Source organism: Streptomonospora salina, from assembly GCF_014204715.1.
Taxonomy (GTDB): domain Bacteria; phylum Actinomycetota; class Actinomycetes; order Streptosporangiales; family Streptosporangiaceae; genus Streptomonospora; species Streptomonospora salina.
The window spans coordinates 2005092-2020224 of sequence record NZ_JACHLY010000001.1; the positions used below are offsets into that span (position 1 = coordinate 2005092).

Here is a 15133-nt window from a genome sequence, read left to right on the forward strand (position 1 = left end):
ATGCGTCGACTATTGCGAACGCGGCGGGCGCACCGGACGGCGACCGGGTCGGGCCCTGTTAATGCTGAGGTCGAGATCGGCCAGCGCCGCATGCGGCTGGGCGAGGGCGCCGCGGCCTCCTTCGTCGTCACGGGCTATCCGGCCGAGGTCGGCCACGCCTGGCTGGAACCGCTGCTGACCTACCCCGGCCGCCTCGACGTGAGCCTGCACATCGAACCGGTCCCGCCGAAGGTGGCCGCCGACCGGCTGCGCCGCCAGATGGCCCGGCTGGAATCGTCCAACCAGACCGGGGCCGAACAGGGCAAGCTCGAGGACTTCGAATCCGAGGTCGCCGCCGACGACGCACGCGACATGGCCGCCTCCCTGGCCCGCGGGGACGGCAAGCTGTTTCGCGTCGGGCTGTCGGTCACGGTCCACGCCGCATCAGACGAGGAGCTGGACGAGGAGGTCGGCCACGTCCAGTCGCTGGCCTCCTCCATGCTGATCGACGCCCGCCCCGCCTCCTACCGCCAACTGCAGGGCTGGGTCTCGGCCCTGCCGACGGGCGTGGATCTGCTGGGCCAGCGCCGCAGCATGGACACCCATGCGCTCTCGGCGGCCTACCCGTTCGCCTCCCCCGACGTGGCGGTCGAGACCTCGCCCACCGCCGTCCTCTACGGTCTCAACGCCGACTCCTCGGGGGTGGTGGTCTGGGACCGGTGGGCTCTGGACACCTACAACACCGTCGTGTTGGCCCGCTCCGGCGCCGGCAAGTCCTACTTCTGCAAACTCGACCTGCTCCGGTCGATGTATGCGGGGATCACGGCCGCGGTCATCGATCCCGAAGACGAATACAGCCGGCTGACCGAGGCCGTGGGCGGAACCACGATCCGGCTGGGCGAGCCCGGGGTGCACCTCAACCCCCTGGACCTCGCCCTCGATCAGGCCGCGAACCGCGACGCCCTGAGTCGGCGGGCGTTGTTCCTGCACACCCTGCTGGCGGTCATGCTCGGCGGTCCCCTGGGCCCGCGCCAGCGCGCCGCCCTGGACCAGGCGCTGATCGCCACCTACCGGGCCGCGGGCATCACCGCCGACGAGCGCACCTGGAACCGTCCCGCCCCGCTGCTGGCCGACCTGGTCGCGACCCTGGAGAACGAGGGCGACGAGCACGGCCAGGACCTCGCCGTCCAGCTCGCGCCCTACACCACGGGTTCCTACAGCGAGCTGTTTCGCGCCCCGACCACCCGGCGGCCTTCCGGCCATCTCGTGTCGTGGTCGCTGCGGGATCTGCCCGACGAGCTCAAGGCCACCGGGACCCTGTTGGCGCTGGATGCGATCTGGCGCACCGTCGCCGATGCCGCCCCCGATCACCCCCGCATGGTGCTGGTGGATGAGGGCTGGCTGCTCATGTCCGAGCCCGAGGGCGCGAAGTTCCTGTTCCGCCTGGCCAAGGCCGCCCGCAAACGCTGGGTCGGGTTGACGGTAGCCACTCAGGACGCCGCCGACGTGCTCGGATCCGAGCTGGGCAAAGCCGTCGTCGCCAACTCCGCCACCCAGATCCTGATGCGCCAGGCGCCCCAGGCCATCGACCAGATGGCCGACTCCTTCGCGCTGTCCGACGGCGAGCGCCGGCACCTGCTCACCGCTTCACCTGGGGACGCGCTGCTGTGCAGCGGTCAGCGCCGGGTGGCCTTCCGCGTGGTCGCCAGCCAAGCCGAACACCAGCTCGTCACGACCAATCCGGCCGAGTTCGCCCATCCCGCCCGCTCCGACGAGGGCTCCACAGAACTGGACGTCGACACCGCCGAGGAGGACGACCTGCTATGACCCCTCGTCTCACCGAACTGGGCCGCCTGCCCACCGCACTCGCCGAGTTCCTGTTCTTCCTGATCACCACCTATGGGTGGTATCTCCTATCCGCGGCGCTGATGATCGTCGCCGCCCTGCTGGCCGCGCGCGCCGCCGCCTCCTGGCTGCGGCACCGTCGCTGGGCTCGCGATGCCCGCCTCATCGAGATCCTGCCCCCGCCCGAAAGCGACATGGCCGGCGCGGTGCACCTGTGGCGCCAAATGCTGGGCACCCTGCGCCCGGTCTGGAAACGCGCACTGCTGGGCCAACCCCACGTGGTGTGGGAATACGCCATGACCACCACCGGGCTGGGCATCCGCATGTGGATACCCGGCCCGATTCCGCCCGGTCTGGTCGAGCGCGCCATCACGTCCTCCTGGCCCGGCGCCGCGGCCACCACCCATCCCGTCCGCCCACCCGAGGCCGACCAGCACGTGCGGGGCGGGCGAGTCCGGCTCGCGCGCCCCGACCACTACCCCATCGAGACCGGCTACGACGAGGACCCGGTGCGCGCGCTGATCGGCGCGGCCGGCGACCTCGTCGGCGACGAGGAGATCCTGGTGCAGGTCGCGGTGCGCCCCATCACCGGGGCCCGGTTGCGCCGCGCGGGCCGCGCCGCCCACCGGCTGCGCCACACCGCGCCCGAGACCGCAGACCCTTTCGCCCCCGGCCACCGGCCGCGTCGGCACGGGCCTTCGCCGGAGGCCTCGAGCGAGATCCGCGCGATCGTGCACAAGGCCACCCAGCCGCGGCTGGAGACCCACATCCGCTACCTCATCTCCTCCACGGGCGACGGTGAGCAGGCTCGCCAGGCGCGCCGCGGCCGCTCCCACGCCTTGGCCGCGGCCTTCGCGGTCTTCAGCGGCTACAACCACTACCAGCGCCGCCGGATGCTGCTGGCCCCGCAGTGGCTGGCGACGGTGCGGTTCATGGGCCACGGCGACCTGCTCACCGCCGCCGAACTGGCCGCCGTTGCGCACCTGCCCCTCGATGAGACCGTGCCGGGGCTGCAGCGCGCCCCGGCCCGCCCGGTTCCGCCCCCGCCCCAGGTGGCCGCCGACTCCCCACAGGCGCGGCTGCTGGGCACGGCGGAACAGTCCAAGCGCCGCACCATCGCCCAACACGCCGCCGATGCGCGCCAGCACACCCACATCATCGGCGGAACCGGCACCGGCAAGACCACCCTGCTGATGAACATGGCCCTGGACGACATCGCCAAAGGCCGCGGGCTGGTGATGATCGAACCCAAGGGCGAATCCGACCTGCTGCTGCCCCGCATCCCCGAGAAGGCGATGGACCGGGTCGTGCTGATCGATCCCGACGACGACGCCCCGCCGCCCGCGCTCAACGTGCTGGCCGGCAGTGACCCGGTGCGCACCGCCGACACCATCACCGGGGTGTTCCAGCGCATCTTCGCCGACTCCTGGGGGCCGCGCACCGACGACATCCTGCGCTCGGCCGTCCTCACCCTCGCCGGAACCCCGCAGGCCAGCTTGGCCAACATCCCCAAACTCCTCGACAACAGCAGCTTCCGCCGCCGCGCCACCGCCCACCTGGAACCCACCTCGGTGCTGGCCGGATTCTGGTCCTGGTACGAGGGCCTGTCCGAGCCGGCCCGTGCCCATGCCACCGCCCCGTTGATGAACAAGCTGCGCGCGGTGCTGCTGCGCGACTTCGCCCGCGACCTGCTGGCCGCCCGCCCGCAGCACAGTCTGAACCTGGCACCCCTGCTGGACGAGGACGCGATCATCATCGCCCGCCTGCCCAAAGGCGTCCTCGGCGAAGACACCAGCTCCCTACTGGGTTCGCTCGTGCTGGCCCAGGTATGGCAGGGCGTGCTGGCCCGGGCCGGCCAACGCGAAGCCCAACGCCGCGACATCAACCTCTATCTCGACGAGGCCCACAACTTCCTGACCCTGCCCTACGGGCTGGGCGACATGCTCGCCGAAGCCCGCGCCTACCGCGCCGGGCTCACCATCGCCCACCAGGACCTGGCCCAGCTGCCCCGCGAGCTGCGCGAGGCCACCTCCACCAACGCCCGCTCCAAGATCTTCTTCGACGTCTCCCCCGAAGACGCCCGCGCCCTGGCCCGCCACGTCCAGCCCGAACTCGGCGAACACGACTTGAGTCACTTGGCGCGGTTCCAGGCCGCCACCCGTCTGGTCGCCCACGGCGCGCTCACCCCCGCCTTCACCCTGCGCACCCGACCCCTGCCCGCACCGATCCGCGGGCGGGCCACCGCCGTGCGCAAGGCCGCCCGCACCAACCACACCCGCCAACCCCAGTAACCCCACCGCGCCGTGTGAAGGAGGCGAACCCGTTGTCCGTTGTGCTGCGCCCCGACCACCACACCCCCGTCCGACCCCGCAGCTCGCCGGAGGTCATCAAGACGCTCGTCGCCCGCCTGACCGACCGCGACCGTCACATCATGCGCCTGATCTGGCGCCACAAGGTCCTGACCACCGACCAGCTCACCGCCCTGGGCTGGAACGCCTACAACACCGCCAAACAGCGCCTGGCCACCCTGCACCGCCTACGCGCCCTCGACCGGATCCGCCCCTGGAACCCCCGCGGCGGCGCCCCCTGGCACTACGTCCTCGACACCCCCGGCGCCGAAATCCTCGCCGCCGAACACGGGCAGACACTGCGCGAATTCGGCTACCGCCGCGACCGCGCCCTGGCCCCGGCCACCTCCGCCGCACTGGGCCACCTGCGCGGCCTCAACCAGGTCTTCACCGATCTCTACGCCCACACCCGCACCGCGGCCCACGACGCCCACCTGGACTGGTGGACCGAAGCCGAGTGCGCCGACCTCTACGGCGACATCGTCCGCCCCGACGGCGCCGGCACCTGGACCACCGACGGCCGCAGTGTGGGCTTCTTCCTCGAATACGACACCGGCACCGAACGCCTGCGCCGCCTGGTCGACAAGGTCGAGGCCTACGGCGAACTCGCCCAGGCCACCGCCACCGCCCTCGTCGTGCTGTTCCACCTGCCCAGCCGGCGCCGCGAAGCCCACCTGCGCCGCGCCCTCGGATCCCGCCCCGCAGTTGCGGTGGCCACCGCCACCCACGAGGCCCACCCGGCCGAAGCGGTCTGGGTGCGCGCCGACGACCCCCATCTGCACCCGCGCCGCCTCATCGACCTGGCCCCCGACCACACCGCCGAGCAGCCGATGCTGTTCGACCACACCGCCGAGGAGGAGGACGTTGGCTAGCCTCGGCTGCGGCGTCGCAGTGGGCGCCGCAGCCCTGCTCGTTCCCGCCGTGGCCGTCTCCGCCCTCACCGCCGTCTCCTCCCCCACCGCCGCAGCGGCGCCCGAGGAGGTCGCGGGGGTGCCGGACACGCTGCTGGACGCCTACGCCGGCGCCGCGGCCAGGCTGCACGAGACCCAGCCGCAGTGCTCGGGGATGCGGTGGCAGATCCTCGCCGGCATCGGCAAGATCGAGTCCTCTCTGCTGGCCGGCCACGACATCGCCCCCAACGGCGACGTGTCCCCGCCCATGATCGGCCCCCGCCTGGACGGCTCCGGCGTCGGCGGCAATCTGACCCCGCACTACGACACCGACAACGGCACGTGGGACGGCGACACCGAATACGACCGCGCGGTAGGCCCCAATCAACACCTGCCCTCGGGCTGGGACACCTACGGCGCCGACGGCAACGGCGACGGCGTCAAGGATCCGCACAACGCCTACGACTCGGCGCTGGCCAGCGCGCGGGAACTGTGCCTGAGCGCCGGACCGGGCGGCGTCGACTTCACCGACCGCGGCCAACTGGCCGACGCGCTGTACCGCTACAACCACAGCCAGGCCTACGTCGAAGACGTGCTGGAAGCCATCGACCGCTTCGACGCCATCCGGGTGTCCGCGGGAAGCGGCGCCGGCAATTCGCACGGTCAGGCGGCAGCCGAGTGGGCGCTGCGCCAGGTCGGCAAACCCTACGTCTGGGCCGCCGAAGGCCCGGCCGCCTTCGACTGCTCCGGCCTGACCATGCAGGCCTGGGCCGCGGCCGGCATCGACATCCCCCGCGTCACTACCGACCAGTACCGAGCCGGCCGACACGTCAGCCCGGAACGGCTCCAGCCCGGGGACCTGCTGTTCTACGACACCACCGACGCCGGCGCCCCCGGCCCCGCCCCCAGCCACGTCACGATGTACATCGGCGACGGGAAGATGGTCAACGCCCCGTCACCCGGGCAGACCGTGCGCACCCAACCCGTGCAGGATGACTTCTACAGCCCGCGGTTCATGGGCGCCGTTCGACCATCCCCATAGCAAGGTCGTAAGCGCTAAGATTGGGCATTGGCCATGTCACCTTTCGTCTAGTCAACGTTGGTAGTGGCCGAGGAGTGGCCGGTTTCGACTGGCCACTCCTCCTTCTGGGCCGAACTCTGGTTGATGCGGAAGGCTCTCCGGTGCGCGACTCGGTACGTCGCTGTTCCACCGGGCCCGTTGGGAAAGCTGGTGCCTGGAGAAGCAGAGGCTATCCTTGCTGGTGGCGGAAATTGGCAGCTCCGGTGCGGCAGTAACCATTACCGGGCAGTAGCAACGACTCCTGCAACCACCGACAGTGGTTGTCCCGACAGTCCGGTACATCAATCCAGCAACCACCAACGACCTGACACACGAGAAGGCATCATCACCCGACGGAGCCTCCCCCTGAGTAGTGGACATCTCCGACAATGGAAACCAAGGAGGAGTCCACCACCATGGCCATGAAGCACTATCCGGCCGAGTTCAAAGCCGACGCGGTCGCGCTGTACCGGTCCCGGCCCGGCGCCACCATCGCCGAGATCGCCGACGAGCTCGGCGTCAACCGCGAGACGCTGCGCAACTGGATCCGCATCGACGACAGGCAGCGCTCGGCGACGGCCGCGCCGGCCCACCCCCGCCCGGCAGAGGCCGCGCCCGCGGGCGAGCCGCTGCAGCAGGAGAACAAACGGCTGCGCGCCCAGATCGCCGAACTGGAGAAGGAACGCGAGATCCTGCGCAAGGCGGCCGCCTATTTCGCGGGAGAGATGAAGCAGTGAGCCGCTTCTGCTTCGTCCAGGACCACCAGGGCGCCTACGGCGCCAAGCGGCTGTGCGCGGTGCTTCAGCTGTCGCGCTCGGGCTACTACGCCTGGCGGGCCCGCGCAGGCGCGCGTGAACAGCGGGCGGCCGCCGACGCCGAACTGACCACCCGGATCGCGGCGATCCACGCGGCCGACCGCGCCTGCGGGGCGCCGAGGATCACCGCCGAGCTGCGCGAGCAGGGCCACGTAATCAACCACAAGCGGGTGGAGCGCCTGATGCGCACCGCCGGCATCGAAGGCCTGCACCTGCGCAGGAAAGTGCGCACCACGGTGCCCGAGCCCGCCACGGCCCCGGCGGGCGACCTGCTGGGCCGCGACTTCACCGCCCAGGCGCCCAACACCCGCTATGTCGGCGACATCACCTACCTGCCCGTGGACGGCGACCGGTTCCTGTACCTGGCCACGGTGATCGACCTGTACTCGCGGCGGGTGGTGGGCTGGTCCATCGCCGACCATATGCGCGCCGAACTCGTCTGCGATGCGTTGGAGGGGGCCCGGCGCGCGCGGGGCGGCTGCCTGGACGGCGCGGTCTTCCACACCGACCACGGCGCCCAATACACCTCCCGGCGGTTCCAGACACAGTGTGCGGAGCTGGGGGTGGTGCGCTCGATGGGCGCGGTGGGCTCCTCGGCCGACAACGCCGCGGCCGAGGCCTTCCACGCCACTCTCAAACGCGAAACCCTCCAGGGGCCCGGCTTGAAGCGGTGGCCCAGCCCGCACACGGCGCGCATGGCGGTGTTCTCCTGGATCAACCGCTACAACACCCGCCGCAGGCACTCGGCGATCGGCTACCTCGCCCCCGCCGTCTACGAGCACCGAACCGCTAAGCTGCACCTGGCTGCCTGATTACCGGGTGTCCACACTCAAGGGGGAACCCCCGACCAACTAGAAGGAGTCCAGACCGCATGGAGCCAGTAAACCCGGACTGCCACCAATGCAAGGACCATGGCCTGAACTTGCCCGATGGACACCGGGCGTGCCAGCAACACATCCCATCGCAATGGCGTAGCACCCTGGACGACCTTGACCACAGGGCACAACGAGTCATCCCCGACGGATGGCCCTATGGGCCAAACATCGACGTCCAAGCGCGCATTGATCTCATCAGGTGGGCCGAGTCCCTTGGCGTGAAGCACTCGGGAACGCGCTGTCAACAACTCCACTGGCTACGCTCGGGGCAGTGCCAGGAGGCAGATTGCCGCCCGCTCGGGTGGATGGACCACACCACCCGGTGGACGCGCGACGGCGAGCCCGCGCTGCTCCTCACGCAGCCCTATGGCAGCCCTGAAACTCTTCGTGAAAGCATCGGCTGGCTCCTGGAGGACGACGCGTTCTATGTGGCGATGGAGCCGAGCTGGTACGGGCATGGAACGACGGGGATCTTCGTCTGGCGTTCCGATGTCTGGCAAAGTCTCCAAGAGGACTGACACACGCAGGCCCGGCACGCACTACATGGTGCCGGGCCTCACGGCCGGTTGCTCTACCGCCCCAGAAACTTGGAGCCTGTCCTTACGTGGCCGCTGTCGGGAGGCGTAACCGTGTAGTCGAGAGCTTCCAAGGCAGCCGATGCGATCCTTGGATTGTCGCGGATCGCACTACGAAGCTGTATCCCTCGCCAGCGCTCCAGACCCTCGGTCAACGCCTTTTCCCAGCCAGCAGCACAGTCGACCCCGAACTCCTCGATGAGCATCCACAGCACTTCCTCGACACATGGCCGGTAGCGGTGGCCCCCTACAGGAAAGTGGATCTCTTGGAGTCGTGCGATCTTGTCTTGTTTGGCCTTCGCGCCGCCGCGCCCCATTCCTCCGAGTCGCAGCAGATGGGCGAACTCGTCCCGGTGTGCGTGGACATGCAGATGTGCCGCAGGCGGCGAGGTCCAACTACGCATGTACTCGTAACGGAAGAGCGGAACCGGGTGCCTTTCCTTCACGCTGCAGGTGATCTTGGAGTCCTCCACGGCGAGGAACTGGCCTTCCCTGTCCCAACAGAGCCATATCCGGGCGTCAAGTCGGAGCCGGACCGTCCCGCTGATCGTGAACTCGATTGGCTGCATCAAGCCATCGCTGTCCCGCGGCGCCACCAGAACCTGGGGTCCTGAGTGATGCAGAACAGCGACGAACGAAAGGGCATCCGGTCGGATACCCTTGAACGTCCTTGTCAGGTTGTCAGCGAACTCTGCCGCTTGGTCGTACAGTGCCTGATCGGATGAGCTACTCATTGCCGAGCAGGAAGTCGATCCCTTGGATGGTGTTCCAGAGGGACAACTCGTGCTCGCTTAGCGCCCACTCCTCAGCGCATTGCTGCAGTTGCTCATAGGTCATGCCGGCTTCGTTGAGGAGCGCTTGCCGCTGTTCACGGAGCTCCTCGTCGGTTCGGACGATGACACTGGCTGGCATGGAGACCCTCCCATGGGGGGCTAGGAGGTCAGGCTATCTAGATGTTTCTCTACCCAACCACGGACGTCTGACATCTTTGCTGAGTCTTTGCCCTGCTAGGGAGGGGCGCCGGAAAGTTGGCCATGTCAGGCCAGGTTGCGACTCTGGGTAAACGATTGAGGCGTGGTCGCGTCTAAACACGCGGCAGTTCCGCGCACCGTACCCGCTGCGGTGTCGAGCCCGACGGGCTAGCTGTCAGTGTGGTGGTAGCGGCCCCACCAGCCGCCTTCAGGAGTGGGCAGGGCGATGGCTCCGCGTGTACTCACTGGTGGTCACCGTCCTCGATCTGTTCGGCCGCCTCAGCGGCGGCCAGGAGTTGGGACGCAAGGTCCCGGGCGCGTGCGGGCGGCAGCGGGACGAGGTGGGCGAGTTGGCCAGCCGGGGCGATCCAGGCCATGACCTGGCCGGTGGCCGGTTGCACCGCCGCGCCTACGGCGGGCGGCGGGGGGAGATTCGACATGCGGTGTCTCCGGTTCCTGCACGTAGGTCGTGTCAGAGACGGCTGGGGCGAGGCAGGGGTCGATCTGTGGCGATCAGGTCGACCCCGCCTGTCCGGTGTTTGGGTCCGCCGAGTCAGCGGCGTGTCCGTTCCCATCGGGCGCCTGGATCGGCGGTTTCACGGGGAGCGGTAGAACTCCTCCCATCGGTCGCCCATCCACAGTTCGGCGCGCACGATCCGCGGTCCCAGGTCAAGGTGGGGGGCGCTGGCGCGGGCCAGCCGGTAGTCGAAAGGCACGCCCGGCATGGTCTGAAGCTCGAACAGTTCGGGGATGCCGTACTGGTCGAAGCTGCGCACGAGGTGGATGTGGTCGGCGTCGGCGCGGGCCACGACTGCGCCGTAGTCGTACTCATCGGTCAGGGCGGTGAGGACGGCGTCCTCGTCGAGGGGCTGGTTCTCGCGGCTGCGGCATTGGGCAATGAAGCCCTCGACCACGTCGCGTGCCTGGCGGTCGCTGGGTTGGAAGTGGGTGGCTCCGCCGTTGGGATGGCCGGTGATGGTGCCGAGCCGCCGGTCCTGCTCGCACAGGGGTGCGGTCCAGGCGACGCCGGTTGGGGTTTCGAGCTGGTGGAGGTCGGTGACCCGGATGCGGGTGTGGGGCACCTGCACGCCGGTGTGGACGAGGGTGATCATGTGTACCTCCTCGCGTGGTTGAGCAGCTGGCGGGGCGACGCGGTGTCGGTAGCGGTGCGGCGTCGCGGCGCCGGTTAGTTGTCGCTGGAGTGGATGCAGGTCTGGCCCGTATACAGCGCCCAGGTGTCGAAGAAGGCCGGTTCGGCGGCCATGGCGACGCTGAGTTCGTGGGCGATGGCCTCGCTTGCGGTGCTGGCGGAGGGGGCCACGCAGAGGGCGTGGACGAGGACGCCGTCGTCGTAGGGGGTGAGGGTGCAGCTCAGGACGACGAGGTCGGTGCCACAGCGCCGGCGCAGCGGCGCCATTGCGGGGGCGAGGCGTTGGCTCACGCCGTACTGCTGGGGCTGGGTCAGGGGTGTGGCGTCCTCGTCGGCCAGGGCGAAGACTTCGACGGTGAGCACAGCCATCGGTGGGCTCCTTTGCACGCGGGAAGAGGGGCGGGAGCCGGGTGCCACGCGCCCGGCTCCCGCGCCGGTGCGGGGTCAGGTCGCGGATGGGGCCGCGTGCTGCAGCGCGGCGGTGATCTCATCGGCTGCGGCCATGACGCGTTCGGCGCTGGCGTGGGCGGTGGCGGCGTCACCGGCCCAGCCGGCGACGTAGGGCACCGAGTAGGGCAGGGAGTCCAGCCCGGCGAGGTTGGCGACCAGGCAGGCCACGGATTCGGCTTCGATTTCCCTGCGTTCGCGGCTGGCCTCGGGGCGGGTGTTGTGCTCGCAGACGATGTGGGCGAGCTCGTGGGTGAGGGTTTTGACCGCTTGGGCCTCCTCCACGCCTTCACGCACGCGCACGGTGCGTGCGGTGAAGTCGACGTGGCCGTAGGCCGGGCCGCAGTCGCCGCGTTCGATCCCGTAGCCGCGGCGGGTGATCTGTGTGGCCACGTGGTCCCATAGCGCCGCGGGTGCCAGGCTGCGCAGCTCTTGGGGATCGGCCGCGGAGGCGTCGGGGAGTTCGGTGCCTTCGGTTTGGGCGACGTCGAAGGCGCCGGCGGTGGTGAATCCCCGCACTTCAAACCGCGGTTTCGTGTTTGCGTCGGCGTCGTCGGAGGCGTCGGGGTCGCCGGCCTCGCTCCGGTAGCGCAGCGGCGCCAGGATCCGGATCGCCTTTTCTCCTTTGCGGACCCGACGGCCGACCTGGTTCCACTGCTTGAGGGGGCGCACGTCGGTGGCTTCGGGGTACTGCTCCATGATCAGCAGCAGGTTGTTGAGCGAGTAGCGGCGCAGCCACGCCCGCGCGCTCAGCATGGCGTGCCATCCGTGGCCGCTGGTCAGGTTCTCCACGGCCGACTGCAGTTGTTCGTGGGCGTGGTTGAGACGTTCGCGGCGCTGTTCCGGGCTGAGTCCGCTCCGCTTGGGACTGGTGGGCATGGCGGATACCTCGCAGCATGCGCGGTGGGAAACGGCAGTGCGGCGGCCCGGGCCCGTGCCGGTGGGGCACGGGCCCGGGCGCGGTGGTCAGCTCAGGCGGACGGGCATCAGCAGGTGGCGAAACGCCGTGGGGTCGCTGATGCCTTCGGGGGTGTCGGTGAGTAGCACGGGCTTGGTGGGCGCCTGCAGGTGCAGGGTCACCGTTCGACCGGTGAAGCTCTCCAGGGCATCGACCACGAACCGCGGGGCCAGGCCCACACAGAGGGGCTCGTCGATGCCGGTGACGTCGGCCTCGAGCGCGGGTGTGCGCACGCGGTCGGTGCCCTCCGCCAGCTGCGGCGCGGCGGTGACCGCTGCGTCGGCGACGGTGAGCATGACGGGGTTGGCGCGATGGCCCTTGGCCTCCAGCACGGCCGCAGCCCGGGTGATCTGGGCCAGTAGCGCGGCCCGGTCGGCCACGACCGTGGCCGCGGCGCTGTGGGGCAGGAATCGGCTGTAGGCGGGGAACTCCGCGGGGATCGTGCGCATCACCACCGTCACCGCTCCCGCGGCCAGCGAGACCACCTCGGTGAGCCCTTCCGCGGCGTGGCCGATGCGCACCTGGTCCGCGTCGAGTTTGGCCAGCACCCTGCCGACCAGTCGGCCCGGCGCCAGGACTCCCTCGGCGGGGATGCGCTCCGCCTCGACGTGGGCGCCGACATGTCCCACGGCGATGCGGTAGCGGTCGGTGGTTGCCAGCGTGAGCCCGTCGGGTCCGGGGTCGAGCTTCACGCCGGCGAGCATCGGAAGGGTGTCGTCGCTGCCGCACGCGCGCAGCACGCGTTGGCACTCGCCGGCGAGGTGTGTGCGGTCGGCACGCGCCAGCAGCGGCGGTTCGGACGGCAGGTCCGGGTAGTCCTCCAACGGCAGAAGCTCCAGCGGCACCGTCGTACCGGCGACTTCGACGGTGGCGGATGCGGCATCGTCGGCGCGCACACGCACCCGGGCGCGGTCGGCTTCACGCTTGCTCAGCCCTTTCACCAGAGCCTTGAGCAGTTTGCTCAGCTCGGCGTGGTTCACCAGCAGCCGCCCGGGCGCAACCGCGGCACCCTCCAGGCGGACGCTGACGGCTGTCTCGAAGTCGTAGCCGCGCACCATCAGGTCGGTGCCGTCGGACTCCAGCAGCACGCCGGCCAGCACGGGAACCGCGGGACGTGGGGAAACCGCCATGCCTACGGTGGTCAGCGCAGCGGCCAGTTCTGCGCGGGAAGCGGTGAACAGCGCAGCGCCTGTTGTGGTGGGAGCAGTCTCGGCAACGGTGGTCATGGGATCCTCCAACCGAAGCGTCCAATGCGGACACGAGCGAGACCACGGTCGTGGTCTCGATTGCGGATCACAGGCCGACCGCCTGCGACCCACAAACGCGACCACGGGAGAAACCGTCACGGAATGCGCTGGGAACGCACCGATCGCTCGGAATCCAGCAAGCGCCGACGCAACGCGCACAGGTCCATGTGGTAGTACTTGCGCACCTGCCATTCGAAGACGTCGGTGGCGCCGTTCAAGTGCTTGCGGTTCTCCTCGAGCTCACGCTCAACGTCACCAAGCCGGCGCTCTTCGTTCTCCCGCTGGATCCGATCCAGCATCCGGAAAATCTCACGTTCGCTGACGTGCGGGTTGGCCAACACGTCGTGCCGCATCAATGCGTCCATTTGTCTTCTCCTTCGCTTTTCGGTGGTCCGTACTCCCGAAATCGTTGTTTAGGTTGGGCTACACGAGATCCCGGATCGCGCGGAACACGTCGTCTGCGACCCCGTCGAAATCGGGGCACCACAGGATCCGGTTGTCGTAGGCTTCGATCTCGCCGATCACCTTGCCGTCGAAAGCGACTTCGTAGATGTCGCACAATCCGTCGTTGTCGACGCGCACCACCGAGCCGCGGCGCCGGTCGCCCCACGTGCGCGTTCCGCGCGCGTAGATGTGGATGACTTGGGTGACCTCGAAGTCGTCGATCTTGGCAATGCGTCCGTACAGCGAACCGACCGCCATCCCGATACTCCTATGCTGGACGTTTTCTAGCGGGCATGGCGGACGCTCCCGATGGGAGCGTCACCAAACGCGCTAGAAACCGGCTCCGCAGCGCTTCCTAGTGCCGATCGCAGTGGATACCGAGGCGCGTTCCCAGAGTGATCCGATAGGCCGGATCCCCGACCATCGACCAGCCCTTGTGTGCAGCGACGGGCGCCAGCGGATAAAGGTCGAGGTAAGCGTCTTCCGTCGCTTCGAGAAAGACCCCGGTTTCGGTCGTGTACATGTGCGTAGCGACCATGCCGTCGCACCAGACCGGGTGAAGCACAGTGGACGTGACCCAGCTCGAGAATCGCGCCCGTGCACGCATGACCCGGATGGCGTAGCGAAGCGAAAAGAACGCTTCACTGTCGCATTCAAGATCACCGATCGACGCCCGGTTGCGATCGTGGAGGACTCCGACGTATCGAACGCGGTTCATGATGCTCCTCTCGTTATCCCCTCGTGTGTGCCTAGCCCTGCAGTGGGCACCACGCGCGCGGTAACGCGTCGCGTGATGCCGGACAACAGAGCCGGCGAACGCGGCTACTCGAGCCAGGCGCGGCACAGGTTTTGATGCCGCGTTGTGGTCACCGAGTAGCCCACTTCGGGGATAACGGGGACGCCGTCACAGCGGACCCACGCAATCGGGGTCGCATAGGAGTAGACGGCATAGGAGATGCCGGGGCCTTCTCTGTCGGAACGGTAGGCTTCAGCCCATTCCGGCGGCATCCTGCCAGTCTCGGAACGGGGGAAGTCGTCAGCGTACAGTGCGCCGTGGGTTCGGAACGGTTTGCGCGCCGATATGAGCCGGCGCGCGTCACTCCTGATGGATGCGCGTGCCATTTTGATACCTTTCGCCTAGCCACTTACTAGGATACCCAAAAGGCGCCGTACTATAAACGCCATCAAGGCGAATCAGCACCACTTTTTTGGTCGACGCGCAGCCATCGGAGTTCACCGAAAGGACCCACATAAAGGCACGGGATCCACAGACCCAAACTCAAGGCAGACGCCATCGAAAGAATGTAACCACGACTTCGAAAGAGAATACGAGAGGTCGCATTCAGTGCGAATTCAATTGAAGTGAAACTGACTCAGACTCCAGCGACTAACATCGAAATCCGGAATCAACCGGTCGCCTACAGAAATTTGTATCCGCACTTGCGGCACTAGTGCGGGGAGGCGCCGGCCAGGACAGTCCTGCCTGTGGCCTGGGACTCCTATACTTCCCGGCCCCGCCAGCCAGGAGG

17 protein-coding genes are annotated in these 15133 nt (G+C 68.7%); 6 read left to right on the plus strand and 11 right to left on the minus strand.

The window, feature by feature from the left end; all coding sequences use genetic code 11:
- The 6 genes from HNR25_RS08980 to HNR25_RS09005 all read left to right on the plus strand — a co-directional run bounded on the left by HNR25_RS08980 (position 1) and on the right by HNR25_RS09005 (position 8330).
- A complete protein-coding gene (locus tag HNR25_RS08980) occupies positions 1-1806 on the plus strand; it encodes a VirB4 family type IV secretion system protein (RefSeq protein ID WP_184634203.1) in 1806 nt (601 codons plus the stop codon).
- Positions 1803-4115 carry a type IV secretory system conjugative DNA transfer family protein gene (locus HNR25_RS08985; protein ID WP_184634204.1) on the plus strand — a complete coding sequence of 771 codons (2313 nt, stop codon included), beginning with the start codon at positions 1803-1805 and terminating at the stop codon, positions 4113-4115. Before HNR25_RS08980 ends, HNR25_RS08985 begins: the two co-directional genes overlap by 4 nt.
- Before the next feature lie 41 nt (positions 4116-4156).
- On the plus strand, positions 4157-5044 hold the full coding sequence (locus HNR25_RS08990; protein WP_312862722.1) for a replication-relaxation family protein: 888 nt from the start codon (positions 4157-4159) through the stop codon (positions 5042-5044).
- Positions 5037-6104: a C40 family peptidase gene (locus tag HNR25_RS08995; protein WP_184634205.1), complete on the plus strand. Its 1068-nt coding sequence runs from the start codon at positions 5037-5039 to the stop codon at positions 6102-6104. Before HNR25_RS08990 ends, HNR25_RS08995 begins: the two co-directional genes overlap by 8 nt.
- A gap of 434 nt (positions 6105-6538) precedes the next feature.
- Positions 6539-7749 (plus strand): IS3 family transposase gene (locus HNR25_RS09000; RefSeq protein ID WP_184639040.1). Its coding sequence is split into 2 segments (ribosomal slippage): positions 6539-6839 and positions 6839-7749, totalling 1212 coding nucleotides; the frame shifts between segments, so codons are not numbered across the junction.
- A 368-nt stretch (positions 7750-8117) separates the two neighbouring features.
- Positions 8118-8330 carry a hypothetical protein gene (locus HNR25_RS09005; protein ID WP_184634206.1) on the plus strand — a complete coding sequence of 71 codons (213 nt, stop codon included), beginning with the start codon at positions 8118-8120 and terminating at the stop codon, positions 8328-8330.
- Positions 8331-8383: 53 nt separating this feature from the next.
- On the opposite strand, the gene HNR25_RS09010 is transcribed toward HNR25_RS09005, so the two are convergent.
- The 11 genes from HNR25_RS09010 to HNR25_RS27250 all read right to left on the minus strand — a co-directional run bounded on the left by HNR25_RS09010 (position 8384) and on the right by HNR25_RS27250 (position 14726).
- Positions 8384-9121, minus strand: coding sequence for a hypothetical protein (locus tag HNR25_RS09010; protein WP_184634207.1), 738 nt, complete (start codon positions 9119-9121; stop codon positions 8384-8386).
- Entirely contained in the window at positions 9114-9299 is a 186-nt protein-coding gene (locus HNR25_RS09015) for a hypothetical protein (RefSeq protein ID WP_184634208.1), read from the minus strand. Before HNR25_RS09015 ends, HNR25_RS09010 begins: the two co-directional genes overlap by 8 nt.
- 301 nt (positions 9300-9600) lie before the next feature.
- Entirely contained in the window at positions 9601-9798 is a 198-nt protein-coding gene (locus HNR25_RS09020; protein WP_184634209.1) for a hypothetical protein, read from the minus strand.
- A 156-nt stretch (positions 9799-9954) separates the two neighbouring features.
- A complete protein-coding gene (locus tag HNR25_RS09025; protein WP_184634210.1) occupies positions 9955-10470 on the minus strand; it encodes a hypothetical protein in 516 nt (171 codons plus the stop codon).
- 74 nt (positions 10471-10544) lie between these two features.
- Complete coding sequence (locus HNR25_RS09030) at positions 10545-10877, minus strand: hypothetical protein (RefSeq protein WP_184634211.1); 333 nt, start codon at positions 10875-10877, stop codon at positions 10545-10547.
- A gap of 75 nt (positions 10878-10952) precedes the next feature.
- Positions 10953-11834, minus strand: a complete 882-nt coding sequence (locus tag HNR25_RS09035) for an ArdC-like ssDNA-binding domain-containing protein (RefSeq protein ID WP_184634212.1) — start codon at positions 11832-11834, stop codon at positions 10953-10955.
- Between the two features lie 87 nt (positions 11835-11921).
- Complete coding sequence (locus tag HNR25_RS09040; protein WP_184634213.1) at positions 11922-13139, minus strand: DNA polymerase III subunit beta; 1218 nt, start codon at positions 13137-13139, stop codon at positions 11922-11924.
- 116 nt (positions 13140-13255) lie between these two features.
- Positions 13256-13525 carry a hypothetical protein gene (locus tag HNR25_RS09045; RefSeq protein ID WP_184634214.1) on the minus strand — a complete coding sequence of 90 codons (270 nt, stop codon included), beginning with the start codon at positions 13523-13525 and terminating at the stop codon, positions 13256-13258.
- A gap of 58 nt (positions 13526-13583) precedes the next feature.
- Positions 13584-13862, minus strand: coding sequence for a hypothetical protein (locus HNR25_RS09050; protein WP_184634215.1), 279 nt, complete (start codon positions 13860-13862; stop codon positions 13584-13586).
- Positions 13863-13959: 97 nt separating this feature from the next.
- Positions 13960-14322: a hypothetical protein gene (locus HNR25_RS09055; RefSeq protein WP_184634216.1), complete on the minus strand. Its 363-nt coding sequence runs from the start codon at positions 14320-14322 to the stop codon at positions 13960-13962.
- A 104-nt stretch (positions 14323-14426) separates the two neighbouring features.
- On the minus strand, positions 14427-14726 hold the full coding sequence (locus HNR25_RS27250; RefSeq protein ID WP_486387895.1) for a DUF8033 domain-containing protein: 300 nt from the start codon (positions 14724-14726) through the stop codon (positions 14427-14429).
- Positions 14727-15133 lie beyond the last annotated feature (407 nt).

Coding starts and splice junctions, on each gene's coding strand:
- HNR25_RS08980 (WP_184634203.1), top strand. CDS start 1: ATGCGTCGACTATTGCGAACGCGGCGGGCGCACCGGACGGCGACCGGG.
- HNR25_RS08985 (WP_184634204.1), top strand. CDS start 1,803: ATGACCCCTCGTCTCACCGAACTGGGCCGCCTGCCCACCGCACTCGCC.
- HNR25_RS09005 (WP_184634206.1), top strand. CDS start 8,118: ATGGACCACACCACCCGGTGGACGCGCGACGGCGAGCCCGCGCTGCTC.
- HNR25_RS09010 (WP_184634207.1), bottom strand. CDS start 9,121: ATGAGTAGCTCATCCGATCAGGCACTGTACGACCAAGCGGCAGAGTTC.
- HNR25_RS09015 (WP_184634208.1), bottom strand. CDS start 9,299: ATGCCAGCCAGTGTCATCGTCCGAACCGACGAGGAGCTCCGTGAACAG.
- HNR25_RS09020 (WP_184634209.1), bottom strand. CDS start 9,798: ATGTCGAATCTCCCCCCGCCGCCCGCCGTAGGCGCGGCGGTGCAACCG.
- HNR25_RS09025 (WP_184634210.1), bottom strand. CDS start 10,470: ATGATCACCCTCGTCCACACCGGCGTGCAGGTGCCCCACACCCGCATC.
- HNR25_RS09030 (WP_184634211.1), bottom strand. CDS start 10,877: ATGGCTGTGCTCACCGTCGAAGTCTTCGCCCTGGCCGACGAGGACGCC.
- HNR25_RS09035 (WP_184634212.1), bottom strand. CDS start 11,834: ATGCCCACCAGTCCCAAGCGGAGCGGACTCAGCCCGGAACAGCGCCGC.
- HNR25_RS09040 (WP_184634213.1), bottom strand. CDS start 13,139: ATGACCACCGTTGCCGAGACTGCTCCCACCACAACAGGCGCTGCGCTG.
- HNR25_RS09045 (WP_184634214.1), bottom strand. CDS start 13,525: ATGGACGCATTGATGCGGCACGACGTGTTGGCCAACCCGCACGTCAGC.
- HNR25_RS09050 (WP_184634215.1), bottom strand. CDS start 13,862: ATGGCGGTCGGTTCGCTGTACGGACGCATTGCCAAGATCGACGACTTC.
- HNR25_RS09055 (WP_184634216.1), bottom strand. CDS start 14,322: ATGAACCGCGTTCGATACGTCGGAGTCCTCCACGATCGCAACCGGGCG.
- HNR25_RS27250 (WP_486387895.1), bottom strand. CDS start 14,726: ATGGCACGCGCATCCATCAGGAGTGACGCGCGCCGGCTCATATCGGCG.